15 protein-coding genes are annotated in these 13938 nt (G+C 42.7%); 10 read left to right on the top strand and 5 right to left on the bottom strand.

Annotated features, from left to right (window positions below; genetic code table 11):
• The first annotated feature begins 83 nt into the window (after positions 1 to 83).
• A complete protein-coding gene (locus tag ACHZBG_RS01995; RefSeq protein WP_320127764.1) occupies positions 84 to 233 on the top strand; it encodes a hypothetical protein in 150 nt (49 codons plus the stop codon).
• A 161-nt stretch (positions 234 to 394) separates the two neighbouring features.
• Positions 395 to 1477, top strand: a complete 1083-nt coding sequence (locus ACHZBG_RS02000) for a type I restriction endonuclease (RefSeq protein ID WP_320127765.1) — start codon at positions 395 to 397, stop codon at positions 1475 to 1477.
• Between the two features lie 114 nt (positions 1478 to 1591).
• Here the strand turns inward: ACHZBG_RS02000 and ACHZBG_RS02005 are convergent, their stop codons facing one another.
• A complete protein-coding gene (locus tag ACHZBG_RS02005) occupies positions 1592 to 2398 on the bottom strand; it encodes an ion transporter (RefSeq protein ID WP_320127766.1) in 807 nt (268 codons plus the stop codon).
• 156 nt (positions 2399 to 2554) lie between these two features.
• Here ACHZBG_RS02005 and ACHZBG_RS02010 point away from each other — a divergent pair, with 156 nt between their 5' ends.
• Entirely contained in the window at positions 2555 to 3850 is a 1296-nt protein-coding gene (locus ACHZBG_RS02010) for a DUF4236 domain-containing protein (RefSeq protein ID WP_320127767.1), read from the top strand.
• A 240-nt stretch (positions 3851 to 4090) separates the two neighbouring features.
• On the opposite strand, the gene ACHZBG_RS02015 is transcribed toward ACHZBG_RS02010, so the two are convergent.
• Together ACHZBG_RS02015 and mscL are read right to left on the bottom strand one after the other, a co-directional pair.
• Positions 4091 to 4924: an SDR family oxidoreductase gene (locus tag ACHZBG_RS02015; RefSeq protein WP_320127768.1), complete on the bottom strand. Its 834-nt coding sequence runs from the start codon at positions 4922 to 4924 to the stop codon at positions 4091 to 4093.
• Position 4925: 1 nt separating this feature from the next.
• Complete coding sequence (gene mscL / locus ACHZBG_RS02020) at positions 4926 to 5360, bottom strand: large-conductance mechanosensitive channel protein MscL (protein ID WP_320127769.1); 435 nt, start codon at positions 5358 to 5360, stop codon at positions 4926 to 4928.
• 396 nt (positions 5361 to 5756) lie between these two features.
• On the opposite strand from mscL, the gene ACHZBG_RS02025 reads away from it, so the two are divergent.
• From ACHZBG_RS02025 to ACHZBG_RS02055, 7 genes are all read left to right on the top strand, one after another.
• On the top strand, positions 5757 to 6944 hold the full coding sequence (locus ACHZBG_RS02025; RefSeq protein ID WP_320127770.1) for an ABC transporter substrate-binding protein: 1188 nt from the start codon (positions 5757 to 5759) through the stop codon (positions 6942 to 6944).
• Between the two features lie 110 nt (positions 6945 to 7054).
• Positions 7055 to 7972 carry a branched-chain amino acid ABC transporter permease gene (locus tag ACHZBG_RS02030; protein ID WP_320127771.1) on the top strand — a complete coding sequence of 306 codons (918 nt, stop codon included), beginning with the start codon at positions 7055 to 7057 and terminating at the stop codon, positions 7970 to 7972.
• A 1-nt stretch (position 7973) separates the two neighbouring features.
• A complete protein-coding gene (locus ACHZBG_RS02035) occupies positions 7974 to 8888 on the top strand; it encodes a branched-chain amino acid ABC transporter permease (protein WP_320127772.1) in 915 nt (304 codons plus the stop codon).
• Complete coding sequence (locus ACHZBG_RS02040; protein WP_320127773.1) at positions 8885 to 9664, top strand: ABC transporter ATP-binding protein; 780 nt, start codon at positions 8885 to 8887, stop codon at positions 9662 to 9664. Before ACHZBG_RS02035 ends, ACHZBG_RS02040 begins: the two co-directional genes overlap by 4 nt.
• The gene (locus ACHZBG_RS02045; RefSeq protein ID WP_320127774.1) at positions 9661 to 10422 is read left to right on the top strand and encodes an ABC transporter ATP-binding protein; all 762 of its coding nucleotides are present in this window, start codon (positions 9661 to 9663) and stop codon (positions 10420 to 10422) included. The genes ACHZBG_RS02040 and ACHZBG_RS02045 overlap by 4 nt, the downstream gene beginning before the upstream one ends.
• A gap of 60 nt (positions 10423 to 10482) precedes the next feature.
• On the top strand, positions 10483 to 11127 hold the full coding sequence (locus tag ACHZBG_RS02050; protein WP_320127775.1) for a CBS and ACT domain-containing protein: 645 nt from the start codon (positions 10483 to 10485) through the stop codon (positions 11125 to 11127).
• Entirely contained in the window at positions 11128 to 12093 is a 966-nt protein-coding gene (locus tag ACHZBG_RS02055; RefSeq protein ID WP_320127776.1) for a Smr/MutS family protein, read from the top strand.
• Between the two features lie 57 nt (positions 12094 to 12150).
• Here the strand turns inward: ACHZBG_RS02055 and infA are convergent, their stop codons facing one another.
• Together infA and ACHZBG_RS02065 are read right to left on the bottom strand one after the other, a co-directional pair.
• Positions 12151 to 12369 carry a translation initiation factor IF-1 gene (infA, locus tag ACHZBG_RS02060; protein ID WP_013607767.1) on the bottom strand — a complete coding sequence of 73 codons (219 nt, stop codon included), beginning with the start codon at positions 12367 to 12369 and terminating at the stop codon, positions 12151 to 12153.
• Between the two features lie 70 nt (positions 12370 to 12439).
• Entirely contained in the window at positions 12440 to 13816 is a 1377-nt protein-coding gene (locus tag ACHZBG_RS02065; RefSeq protein ID WP_320127777.1) for a sodium-dependent transporter, read from the bottom strand.
• Positions 13817 to 13938 lie beyond the last annotated feature (122 nt).

Below are 13938 nucleotides of genomic sequence, written 5' to 3' on the forward strand. Positions count from 1 at the left end.
TTTACAGATACATCTTCATCAAGATAAACTCCTCTACTTTATCTGGCAGAATCTTTTTAAGAAAGAGCAGGAGCTTATAGGTAATGCCCACGGCTTTTCGTATGGGTGGGTTTCTCTTTCCTGTCAGCTTCAATACTGTCAAAGACTGGATGAATACCTACCATAGGACAACTCTGAAGATCCTGACTCCCTTGGATATGCTAGTGAAAGAGATGTATCTCTTTTTCCTTTGAGGTAAAGGAATGAAGAAAACCGAAAAAACTATTTTATGGGATGTCTGTTTTGGATCCTAATAGAGAACAGAAAAAATAAAACTTAATGAGTTAATAACTTATGCTATAATAAAAAAAGTATAATTCAAGGTATTATAAAATCTTTTATAAAGGAGTGCGCTATGGACTTGAAAGACAAATTAGAGGAGCTAGCTATTCGAGTAAACAGAATGAGAGATTCGATTCATACTGAAGAAGCAACGAAGACGGCTTGTGTTTTACCTTTTATTCAAGCTTTAGGCTATGATGTTTTCAATCCTTCAGAAGTCGTTCCTGAATTCATTTCTGATACTCCTGGAAAGAAAGGTGAGAAAGTTGATTATGCAATTCTTAAAGATGAAAAAATAATCATTCTTATTGAATGTAAACCAATAGGGGCTGAATTAGAAATAAAATATGCTTCACAATTATTTAGGTATTTCCAAACAACTGCAGCAAGATTTGGCGTACTTACTGATGGTATCAGATATTTATTTTATAGTGATATAAAAAAGCAAAATATTATGGATGAGATTCCCTTTTTTGAATTCAATCTGCTTTTACATACAGGGGATAAACAAACAAAGCAAGTAGAAGAATTGAAAAAATTTGCAAAATCCACGTTTGATCTAGATACAATCATAGGATCTGCAACAAACTTGAAGAATAGTAGGGCAATAAAAGCTGAAATAGGACGAGTATTTGAGGAGACTCCTGATGAGTTGGTAAAACTTCTCTCAAAGAACATCTATGAAGGCAGATTTACCCAACAAATCTTAGATAAGTTTAAAGAACAGACTAAGAGGGCCCTTAATGAATATATCTCAGATAGAGTTGAGGATAGATTAAACAATGCTCTTGCAAGCAATAAAACTGGTGTTTCTCCAGAAGAGGTTTCAACATTACAAGAGGTAATTAATGCTGAGGAAGCTGAAAATGGAATTGAAACAACTGAAGAGGAAAAAGAATCGTTCAGGATTATTCAGGCAATTGCAGCGGAACTTGTTGATGTAGATAGAATAGTTATGCGAGATGCAAAAACATATTGTGCTATACTTTTTGATGATAATAATCGGCAACCAATTGTAAGACTGTATTATAGAAAGACAAAATTATCATTAATGGTATTTGATGTGAATAGTGGGACAAAAGTTGAAATAGAGAAAGTGAGCCAAATATATAAAAGTCGAGAAGGGATTTTAACTGCAATCAAGAATTATCTTTAGGCTAAGTAACATTTTATTTTCACCTATCTCAGTATGCTCTTTTCCTCGGTATTTTTGGGGGAAAGAGAGACTCTTTTGCTTTCGATAAATATATGGCTATGATAACAACGAATTTCAATTATCACCAATAGGCAGCCCGCAGTGTGGGCATACTTTATCTTTCGTAGTTGTTGATTGATTTTTCAATCGGATTTCTTCCATAAACCCTGAACTGATAATACCGGTTGGTAGAGCAACCAGTCCAATACCCAACAAAGCAATTATGCCCCCAAGTACTTTTCCGAGAACAGTTATTGGATATACATCTCCGTACCCCACAGTGGTCAATGTAACTATTGTCCACCATGCGCTAGCAACGATATTGGGGAACTTATCTGGTTGCACGGGATTTTCTACATAATACATGAGAGAGGATGCCAGTAATAACAATAGAAATGTAACAAAAAGGGTAACAATTAGATCTGATTTGCTTCTTTTCAAAACCCGTCCTATTAAGGCCATTGAAGCTGAATATCGGCCGATTTTGAGGATTCGAAGCATTCTGGTAAGACGGAGTACCCTGAGTACTCTTAGATCGATTGATGTTGCCAGGGGAATGTAAAATGGCAGAATAGAAAGCAAATCAATGATTGCCATACCTGAGAAAATAAAGGCCAGAGCTGAGAGAACTTTTGTCTTTCGGGGATATTTCAGATTAGAAGTCCAAATACGTAAAAAATACTCAATTGTAAATATCACTACAGAGACTAGTTCGAAAATGCTAAAGAAATGTTCATATTGTTTTTTAAGGCTTGAAAATGATTCCAGAATAACTGACAACACATTCAGGGAAATAAGTGTCACCAGTGTCCAATCGAAAATCAGGCTTGGAATGTCCCTTGATTTTGCTTTCTCCATTATTTCATAGATTCTTGATTTCATGGGTATTTTCTGCTCCTTGAGTATTTTCTTACGATTAATTCTGCAACAAAATAAAATTCAAACTATAACAGGACATGAATACTGCGCATGGATTCCTTTCATGATATCATTATGGGAGAGTTTTATAAATATCAATGCTGCAACGGAGGTCTTACAATGGGGTATCGGTTTCATAGGTCGATTAAAATTGCAAAAGGGATAAGGCTCAATGTCTCAAAATCTGGATTGGGCTTATCCGTTGGACCCCGGGGAGCAAAACTATCTGTTAATTCAAAAGGAGTCTATTCAAATTTAGGAATTCCCGGTACTGGGTTATCTCAAAGACAGAAGATAGCCGACTGGGGGAATTCTTCAAAGCTATCAAACAAAACACTTCAAAATACTTTCTCAGGAATTGAATACAATGTTCATATTGAAGTAAATCAAGAAACAGGAGAAGAATCAATTATTGTTTCTCATGCTGGACGCGAAATAACAGATAATTCAATTATCAAGAAAATAAAACAAAGTGGTACCTTTAAAGATAGTCTCCAGAACGAACGGGAGAATTTACTCAAGGAAATTCAGTTTAAATCAGAGGTTTTGACTTCAATTTCCAAAGAATCAATTGAATTGCCAAATTGGGAATTGATGCGTGCTGAGTTGTTATCATCTAAACCACAAACCTATCAAAAGGTACCGTTTATAGTTTCTTGTCCACAAAAAGAAGATATGAGAAGTGAACTCGTCCAAGAAGCAGTAAATAAAGTAAAAGCAGTTTTTTTTAAAAAGAAAAGAATCTATGCATACGTAGACGCTAAACTTGAAGATAGATATCAGAAAAAGATTAATGAATGGGAATCTGAGAGACTCAAGTATGAAAAGGAGCAGAATCGGATTGAACAGGAAAAAAATAAAACTCTTCTCAATGATTATAACAGATGGAAATCAGGAATGATTGAAATTCTTGCACCTTCACAAGACTTTATAGAAACACGTCTTACAGAATTGTTTTCACAGATCAGCCTTCCTTTAGATTTCTCCATATCTTTCAATGTTAAAGATGATGGAAATCTTGTAATGCTCGATATAGATTTGCCAGAAATTGAAGATTTTCCAACCAAGAAGGCAAAGCAATTGACCAACGGGAAGATTTCAATCAAAGAAAAATCAGAGAAAGAAAGAAACCAAGATTATTTACAAAGTGTAACGGGTCTCAGTTTCTTTTTTTCTTCGGTAGTTTTTTCAGCTTCTCCGAAAATTGAAAAAGTAATCATTTCTGGATTTACGCAGAGGATTAATAAAGCCACGGGAAATATTGAAGATGATTATATCTATTCAGTGGATTTCCCCATCGCTGAGTTCCGAGAACTGAATTTGGCAAATATTGATCCTTCGGTAGCAATCCAACAATTTGACCATAGAATAGATATTTTGAAAGATTTTAAGTTAAGAACAATTAGTCCTTTTTAGAAATGATCATTAACTATGTGAGTATTGAATTAATGATTTTTAAGGAAAATTTGCTTTTCAATTTTTATCGAAGGGTCTTAGCTCGTATGGATGGCAATGTACCCATCCTACGATTTCCTTCAGTATGTTATCCCCAGTTATCATATCATCTAAAGCAGTAATAAGCCTAATCTTATCTGTTCCTCGTCCCATTCTGGGTCCTGCTTTTTTCTGGTGTCAGTAAGGGCGTTGTTCCATTTTTTACAGATACATCTTCATCAAGATAAACTCCACTGCTTTGTCAGGCAGGATTCTTTTGAGAAAGAGCAGGAGCTTATAGGTAATGCCCACGGCTTTTCGTATGGGTGGGTTTTTCTTTCTTGTCAGCTTCAATACTACCTTGGCAACGGAATCGGGACTGGCTCCATTGTTTTCGTCCCTTTCCATCTTGCCCACTGTCTTGTTAGCTTGTTCGAAGTAGGGGGAAGTAGGAGAGACTGCCATCTTTCTGCTTGCCGTGAAGTTTGTCTTGGTATCTCCTGGCTCTATGATGGTAGCCTGGATGCCGAATTGCCTTCCTTCCATCCGAAGGGCCTCAATATATGCTTCAAGGGCAAACTTGGATGAACTGTAATGGCTTTGGTACGGTATACTGATTCTTCCCGCAATTGATCCTATCACCAGTACCAAGGAGTGTTTTTGACTTCTCATCAAGGGCAATAGATTCCTGTTGACCCGCAGGACGCCAAAATAATTGCTATTTACCTGTTGCTCAGCTTTTTCCTGCTCGGTATCCTCTGCCGGTCCGCCGATTCCCATACCAGCACAATGCAAGACGATGAAAATTCCTTTTCCCGTCTCCCTGACAGCCTCTTTCCAGATAGTTTGCACAGCGTTCTGTACAGAAACCTCGTTGGTAACATCCATGGAAGAGAACCGAATAGTTTCCGATTCAATAATCTGTTCCCTGGGTTTTCCCGAACGCGATACACCCCAGACCGTAAATCCATTCTTACTGAGCAATTGGCACGAAGCAAGCCCTATTCCTGAGCTTGCCCCGGTAACCAGGACATTCTTTCCATACGGATATTGCATGTTATTTTTGCTTCTTCAATAAATCACGTATTTCACTGAGCAAGATGATATCTTGGGGAACTACGGGAGCTGGTTGTTTTACTTCCTCTACCTTTTTCCTGCTGTCCATTTTTTCCCTGAATTTATTAATGATTCGGACAAAGAGGAAGACTACCAAGGCGATAACCAAAAAATCGACAACCCTTTGGATGAAATTGCCATAGGTCAGGGCAACTTCAGCAGTGTCGGCAGTAGCTGCGTGAATGATCACTTTCAGGTCTGCAAAGTTGACACCTCCGAGAATCCATCCGATAAATGGCATGACAATATCCTTGACCAAGGAATTGACAATTGCAGTAAAAGCCGTGCCTATGATGATACCGACGGCCAGATCCACTACATTTCCCCGAGTGATGAATTTCTTGAATTCTTGCATGATAGTATTTTTTGCTGCCATAAATTTCTCCTGCCAAATTGTATCACTGAGTTTGTGAAAAGCACTATATGTTCTGAGAGGTATTTTCTGAAATTATTAAGGAACTGAAGTTTTTACCTTGTGATATTTTTGGTAAATTGAGTAAGCAAGAGATATGCTTTTTATTTTTCCTGACCGAGAATTCTTTCTGTTCTATATGGAACAATGAAGTAAAATAGGAACGGAGAAGAAAGTGATGCTACCTTGAATTTTGGGACAACAAGGTGAAAATCTTGTAAGAAAACTGCTTTTAGCGATTTTGTTTTGATTTGCATTGGCTAAATGTTGCATAAATATACTTGTTATTGTATAAACAATCCTATACTTAATCAGGAAATCCGTTCCTGTGTTTTAGTACAATTTTGGAGGTACCGAAGTATGAAGAAACGCCTGTTTGCATTTGTGGCTTTAGTTGCTCTGTTTGCATTGGTAGCCGCACCGGTGTTTGCCCAAGGGGGAACTGAGAAATCTGTTTCCAGCCCGAAAATCGGTTTCATGGGGCCAATGACTGGTGATTACGCCAACTATGGTGTCCTTTGCAATAATTCAGTAAAACTTGCTGTTGAACAATTCAATGCCAAGGGTGGAGTTGCAGGGAAAATCCCGGTAACCCTTATTACCGAAGATACTGAAGGAAGTGTTGAAAAGGGTCTTTCCGCTATTGAAAAACTCTCTTCCTCAGATAAAATCACTGCCCTTGTAGGGCCTGTATTTACCGGAGTATCGTTTGCTGTCGGTGAACGTGTACAGAATGAGGGGATTCTCATGATCACCCCGTCCGCCACTCACGCTGACATCACCAAGATTGGTGACTATGTATTCAGAACCGTCGTTTCCGATGGCCTGCAGGGCGAAGTTGCCGGTCATTATTTCTATGAGAAGCTCGGTTACCGAAATCTTGCCGTCCTGTATGCCAAGAATGATTACAGCCAGGGCCTGTATGAAGGTATGTCTGCCAATTTCGAGGCAGCCGGTGGAAAAATCGTCCTCGCCGAAGCTTGCCAGGTCGGTGACAAGGATTTCAAGACCCAGTTGACCAACATCAAGGCTGCAAAGCCCGATGCAATCTATATTCCTGATTACACAGCTGAAATGGCACAGATCCTTGAGCAGGCTCGCCAGCTCGGAATCGATACCCCATTCTTGTCTTGTGATGGTTTCTCCAATCCTGAGATCTACAATCTCGCCGGTGGCTTCACTGACGGTGTAATCTATGTTGGACCTGCCAAGGTTGCCGAGAGTGCTGCCTATGCAAAATTTGTTGCCGACTATACTGCCAAGTATGGTATCGGTCCTGATTCCTTTGCAACCAATGCCTTTGACGGCACCAACTTGGTTCTTGCCGCTTTGGACAAAGTCTACAAGGATACCGGAAAGTTCGACCGCAAGGCAGTTCGTGATGCAGTCGCTGCAACCAAGGACTACCAAGGGGTAACCGGAACCATCAATTTTGCCCCGAACGGTGACTTGGTCGCTTACCAGGGAATCTACAAAGTAAACAAGATAACTCCTGAGTATCAAGGGACTTACACTGTAGTCTCCGGGAAACTAGTAGAAATCAAATAACCTGTTCATTTCCTTTTTGTTAGGGAGAAAAGGGGAAGGACCGGTGTTGTTCACACCGGTCTTTCTATGTTATCGTACTATCCAGTATTGCATGTAAGGAGAGCCGCATCGTGGGAATCGCTGAATTCTTCCAACATTTGATGAATGGCCTGACACTTGGTGGCATCTATGCACTGATTGCGCTTGGCTACACAATGGTGTATGGCATTCTGAAATTCATTAACTTCGCCCATGGTGATATTCTCATGGTTGGAGCCTATATAGGACTCTTTGTTTTTGATGGGCTCAGGGGAAGTGCCCCCATAGGCACATGGACCGTAATCGCTTTTTTCATAGCCATGCTCGTCAGTATGGCAAGTTGTGGCCTTCTTGGTATGGCAATTGAACGCATTGCCTACAGACCTTTGAGAAAGGCAACAAGATTGGCTCCCTTGCTCAGTGCAATCGGTGTATCATTCATCCTTTCCAATAGTGCTGCCTGGATGTTCGGGACACAATCCCGGAAGTTCAACTATCCGTTTGATAATACTCCCATAGATATCCATGGAGTTGTCATTACCCCTCACCAGATACTGATCCTGGTCGTTTCGGTGGTCATGATGATTGCCTTGAAACTGTTCATCGATAAATCCAGGATGGGAAAAGCCATGCGAGCCACCAGCCTGGACCAGGATACCGCTATGCTGATGGGAATCAACGTGGATCAGGTAATCGGTCTGACCTTTGCCATTGGAAGCGCCTTGGCGGCCACTGGCGGTATTCTCATTGCCCTTGATTATAAAGTTTATCCCACCATGGGAACCATGACAGGACTCAAAGCCTTTGTCGCCGCCGTAGTCGGTGGTATCGGTAATATTTCCGGTGCTATGTTCGGTGGTATCCTGCTTGGTCTTTTGGAGACTTTCGGAGTGGCTGTCTTTGGCATTCCCTCTGGCTTGAAAGATACCATAGCCTTTGGTGTTCTTATCATTATTTTGCTGGTCAAACCAGAAGGTTTGTTCGGCAAAGCTGAAAAGGAGAAGGTCTGATATGCTTAACTTTTTCCTGCTTATCCTCATTTACTCAGGAATCTATGCCCTCATGGCAATTGGGCAGAATGTCATTACCGGATATGGTGGAATGCTCTCCCTTTGTCAGGCTGGGTTCTTTGCCATAGGAAGCTATGCCACGGCAATCCTCTCGGCTCATTTAGGTTGGTCCTTCTGGGCTACCTTGCCGGTTGCCGCTCTCCTCAGTGCTTTTTTTGGATTGGTTATCGGCTTGCCGACCTTGCGGTTGAAAGGCGACTATCTTGCCATTGCAACCCTCGGATTCGGGGAAATCGTCAGGAATATACTCAATAACTGGGATTCCTTGACCAATGGTCCTATGGGTATCCAGAAAATTCCAATGCCCGACCTTTTCGGATTTACCATCAACCCATATAGAAAATGGGCTTTTCTGGCCATGGTCATCATCTTCGTGGTCATTGCCTATCTCTTGTTCCAACGCCTTGCAAGATCTCGGATGGGAAGGGCTCTGACAGCTGTGCGTGAAGATGAGATCGCCGCTGAATCCATGGGAATCAATATAACAAAATATAAGGTCTATGCCTTTATACTCGGTGCTGCGGTAGCAGGTATCGCTGGCTCTTTGCAAGCTGCCTTCTCGCTCTCAGTTACTCCTGGAACCTATACCTTCATGGTTTCCATCATAGTCTTGTGTATGGTGGTTCTTGGTGGCATGGGCAATTTCAAGGCAGCCATTTTAGGGGCTTTTATCATCCAGATGATCAGTTATCTTCCCCAGCTTACTGGACTTACCAGTGTCATTCCCCCTCAATTCAAGCAAATTCTGTTTGGCCTGATCCTCGTTGTCATGATGATTTGGCGACCACAGGGAATTCTTGGAAGGGAAGAACATTTCTATGGGGCAGGGAAAAAAAGTAAGGGAGGTTCCAAATGACGATATTGGAAACCGAAGCACTTACCAGGGCCTATGGCGGTGTCATTGCTGTCAGTAAAGTGGACTTTCAAGTCGAATCTGGTTTGATTACGGGCCTCATTGGTCCTAACGGTGCCGGAAAGACAACTCTGTTCAACAACATGACCGGTCTGGATGTTCCTACCTCAGGAAAAGTATACTTCAATAACAAGGATATCACCGGGGCACCTGCGCATAAGATCTGCAGGATGGGCATTGCCCGGACCTTTCAGAATATCCGGCTTTTCAAGGAACTCTCGGTTGTCGAGAATGTCATGATAGGTCGCCATTTCAAGACAGGGAAGGATGCCACCCATGGGCGGTTCCTCAATGCAATAAAGAGCTATGTCTATCTCAAGCAAGAAGAGGAAGAAATTTACGAAAAAGCCGATTCCTGGCTGGATTTCTTTGAAATGGGCTCCTTGAAGAATGAATTGGCAAAGAATCTTCCCTACGGGCATCAGAGGGAATTGGAAATTGCCCGGGCTTTGGCCACTGAACCAAAATTATTATTTCTTGACGAACCAGCTGCTGGTATGAACCCCCAGGAAACCGATCATCTGATGAATACGATTCGCAAGATCAGGGATCTGGGAATTACGGTGGTATTGATAGAACACGATATGAAATTGGTAATGAACATCTGCGATACCATTACTGTTCTTAACTACGGGCAGAAGCTTGCTCAGGGAACTCCCCAAGAGATCAAGCATGACCCCGGTGTCATCGAGGCCTACCTCGGAAAGGAAGAAGAATGAGTGAATTGCTGAGTATAGATGACATATCTGTTTCGTACGGGAATATCAAGGCCCTGCAGAATGTAAGCATGCACGTCAACCAAGGGGATATTGTCTGTCTTATCGGGGCGAATGGCAGTGGAAAGAGTACGCTCCTTAAAGCTATCGTAGGACAGGAACCCTTGGTAAATGGGTCCATCACCTTTGATGGTGAAGAGATATGCAAGACCCGTAATACTCTGGAAGGGAAAGGCAAGAAAAGAAACAAACTGATGACCACTGATGTGATTGTCTCCAGGGGTATTGCCTTGGTTCCCGAAGGTCGTAGGGTGTTTGCTGATATGACCGTAGAGGAAAATCTGGATATGGGAGCTTTTCTCGTACGCGACGATAAACTGATCGCCGAAAGAAAAGAATCCATGTATGATTTTTTCCCGATCCTCGGAGCTAGAAGAAGACAGAAGACACGTTCCCTCTCCGGTGGTGAACAGCAGATGATGGCAATTGCCCGGGCCTTGATGAGTGCTCCTCGCATGATCTTGCTCGATGAGCCCGGACTCGGTCTGGCACCATTGGTAATCGCCGATATCTTCGGAAAGATTGACTTGATCAACAAACAGGATAACGTAACTGTTTTCTTGGTCGAGCAAAATGCCCGTATGGCCTTGAAAGCTTCCACTGAAGGCTATGTAATGGAAAATGGAAAGATTGTCCTCAACGATAAATCTTCCGCCTTGCTTGCAAACGAAAAGGTCAGGGCTGCCTATCTCGGTGAATAATTGCTGGAATATTGGCTTGCATTGCAGTATAGTATAGCTGTTGGAAGTTAGGAGATTCAAATGATTATCGAAAGAAGAATGACTCGCAATCCTGTTACAGCCACTCCCGATATGTCTGTAGCTGAGGCTTCCTCCTTGATGAAGAGAGAGAAAGTCCATAGGCTTCCTGTCCTCGACAAGGATAAAAAGCTTGTTGGAATAATCAGTGAAAAGGATTTGCTCTATGCCTCACCCTCACCGGCGAGTAGCCTTTCCATACATGAAATGGCCTATCTGCTCAGTAAGCTTACGGTAAAGAAACTCATGAGCAAGAATGTCGTGACCATCACCAAGGACACTACCGTTGAGGAAGCTGCCCGCATGATGGTAGACCAGGATCTTTCATGTCTTCCTGTCATGGAAGGGGATACTCTTGTAGGAATCGTCAGTAAGAGCGATATGTTCAAGATTTTGCTGGAATTATTCGGGGCTCGTCATTTTGGCGTGCGTCTCTCCTTTCTGGTAGAGGATAAACCAGGCACGATTGCCAAGATTTCCCAGGCTCTCAGTGAGCAGAATATCGATATCATTACGTTCGGAACCTTTATGGGCACCGATCCTTCCAATGCAATTTGTACGATCAAGGTCCAGGGAGCTCCGATGAGCAAGGTTGTCGAAATAGTCAAACCCTTCGTTTCACAGCTCTTGGATATCAGGGAGGTCTAGATGGCCAAGAAAAAGAAAGTGGTTGCACTTAAAAAGACGGCTGGTGACAGCCGTCTTCCTGTCAATGACGATGCATATCAGCCGTTTAAGGATATTGATAGAGTTGTTCCTGAAAAGCTTAGGGAACCTGCACCTAAAAAAGTCGTTGCTGAACGAAAGGAACCCAAGGTAGTGGGGTATGACCCCCATGCCAATTTTGGGGATATCCTTTCCGATTGGGAAGCGACAGGGGAACTTTCCGGCGTTACAAAACGCATGAAGAGTGAAAGCAAAGTCGTGGTGGAGAAATCCTTTGCCGATATCTTTGCCGAGTGGGAAGGGGTAAAAGTGAAGTCCTCCGAAAGGAAAACGGAACCTGTGAAGAAAAGCAAATCCTATGTTCCCCAAAAATCCTTTTCGGATATCCTGGACCAGTACGATGGAATAAAACCCAAGAAGAAAAAGATTCTGGAAGAACCGGTCAAGAAAAGCGTAGTGGCCAGCAAAGTAGCCGTAAGTACCGAGAATATTCGGCAGGCACTTGAAGATAAACAGGCAGCTGACTTGGAAAAACCCAGTAATGTTTCCTGGTCCTTTGCCGATACCTATCGGAAATGGAACGAGGTCTCTGATGAGCAAAAAGCCCTGGAACAATCAAAAAAAGAGAAACGGGGAATGCAGAAGGAATCGGAGGCAATCTCAAAATTGCGTTCGATGGAACCCCAGGCTACCTTGGATTTGCATGGCATGATAGTTACCGAGGCAGAGAATGCCTGTGCAACGTTTATCAACGATTCGGCTGAGAAAAAGTTGCAAAAGATTTGCATCATTCCCGGGAAGGGGTTGCATAATGATAGTGGGGTTTCTTTATTGAAAGAGGTCGTGTTGTCGCAAATCCGTCTCAGCGGTGTTGTCCGTGAGGCCTACAGCCCGAAAGCTTGTTTTGGTGGAAGCGGGGCCATCTGGATTATCTTGAAAGCGAAATGATAGAATAAGGACACAAGAAAGGCCAATCCATAAGGGTTGGCCTTTTCCTTGCAACGCCTACCGTTCCCGGTAAATAATACGTCCTTTGGTAAGATCGTACGGGGAAAGCGCTACGCGCACAGTATCGCCAGGAACAATCCTGATGTAGTGCTTGCGCATTTTGCCCGAAAGATGGGCAAGTATAACATGTTGATTCTGAAGTTCCACCCGGAACATCGTGTTGGGAAGGGCTTCGCGAACGACACCTTCCACTTCTATTGCTTCTTCTTTGGCCACAAAGCCCTCCAAATATATGCTTGAAAGCTAGGAAATTATAGGCACTCAGTGAATCTCTGTCAACAAGAACCTATCCTAAGAATATATCCCAATATCCCTTAACAAACAAGACAAGGATAAAGATAGGGAGAATCCATTGGAAATATACCTTCAGACCCTTGGGAACTTTGAGCCCGCTTCCGGCATCGGCCTCGGCAGTGAAGTTTTTCCAACCCCATCCATATTTCGTGCAGCAAAAGAGAGTGAATATCAACGAACCCAAGGGAAGCAAGGTCGAGCTGACCAAAAAATCCTCGAGATCGAGAATGGTAGTCCCTTCTCCCAATGGCTGTATCGCGGAAAGGAGGTTGAAGCCTAATAGGCAGGGGAGTGAAAGCAGTACAATGGCCAGTCCATTATACAGGCAGGCCTTTTTTCGTTTTGTATGGTGGGCATCAATCCAATAACTGGTGATATTCTCAAAAACCGCGATCAAGGTGCTCAGGGCAGCAAAACTCATGAAGGCAAAGAACAAGGAGCCCCAGATTCTTCCTCCTGCCATTTGATTGAAAATATTGGGAAGTGTTACGAAAATCAAGGAGGGTCCTGCATTGGGCTGTACCCCGAAGGCAGAACAGGCGGGAAAAATTATAAGGCCGCTGCATAAGGCGACAAAGGTATCCAGGGTAATTACCCTGACCGATTCCCCGGTAAGTGTCTTGTCCCTCCCAATATAGGATCCGAAGATCGAAAGGGAACCTATTCCGATGCTCAACGTAAAGAAGGCTTGCCCCATTGCCGCATAGACTGCTTCGAAAAGGCCTGTCTGTTGCATCCTATGAAAATCGGGCAACAGGTAAAAACGTAATCCTGAGGCACCGCCTTTCAACGTCAGGCTGTTGATGGCAAGGATAAGGATCAGGGCAAGCAATCCGCTCATAATCCATTTGGAGATTTTCTCGACTCCGTTTTGCAACCCTTTTGCAACAGGCAGAAAACCTAGCAGGATGGAAAGCACCATCCAGAATATCATTTCTTTGGGATTCTGGAGCAAGAGCGTAAAGCTATTGGCAACTCCTGCAGTATCGAGATTTTGGAAATCTCCTTTGAGGGTATGAAAGAAATATGCGAGAAGCCATCCTGAAATGGTAGTGTAGAACATCATCAGCACATAGTTTCCGATTATGGCAACAGGTCCATAGAGATGCCATTTTGTTTTCGGGGGTTCCAGGGTTTTCAAGGCCAATCCGATATTCTGTTTACTGGCCCTTCCAATGGAAAATTCCATGATCATGATCGGCAAGCCGAGAATAAAGAGGAACAATAGATAGATAAGCACAAAAGCTGCACCACCGTATTTCCCTGCTATATAGGGAAATCGCCAAACGTTTCCCAATCCAATCGCACATCCTGCTGACAATAGGATGAATCCGAGTCTGCTTTTCAGCGTTTCTCGTTTATTTTCCATACCGATAGTTTCCTTTTTCCTTTAAGCCGAATCAGTCTAAGTGGCACAGGAAGAAAATGCAACAATAAAGTTGCATTAATTACCCAATAATTGTCTGCCAACTCGTTATTGGCGTTGACAGA

It is taken from the genome of uncultured Sphaerochaeta sp., assembly GCF_963676625.2.
Classification (GTDB): Bacteria; Spirochaetota; Spirochaetia; order Sphaerochaetales; family Sphaerochaetaceae; genus Sphaerochaeta.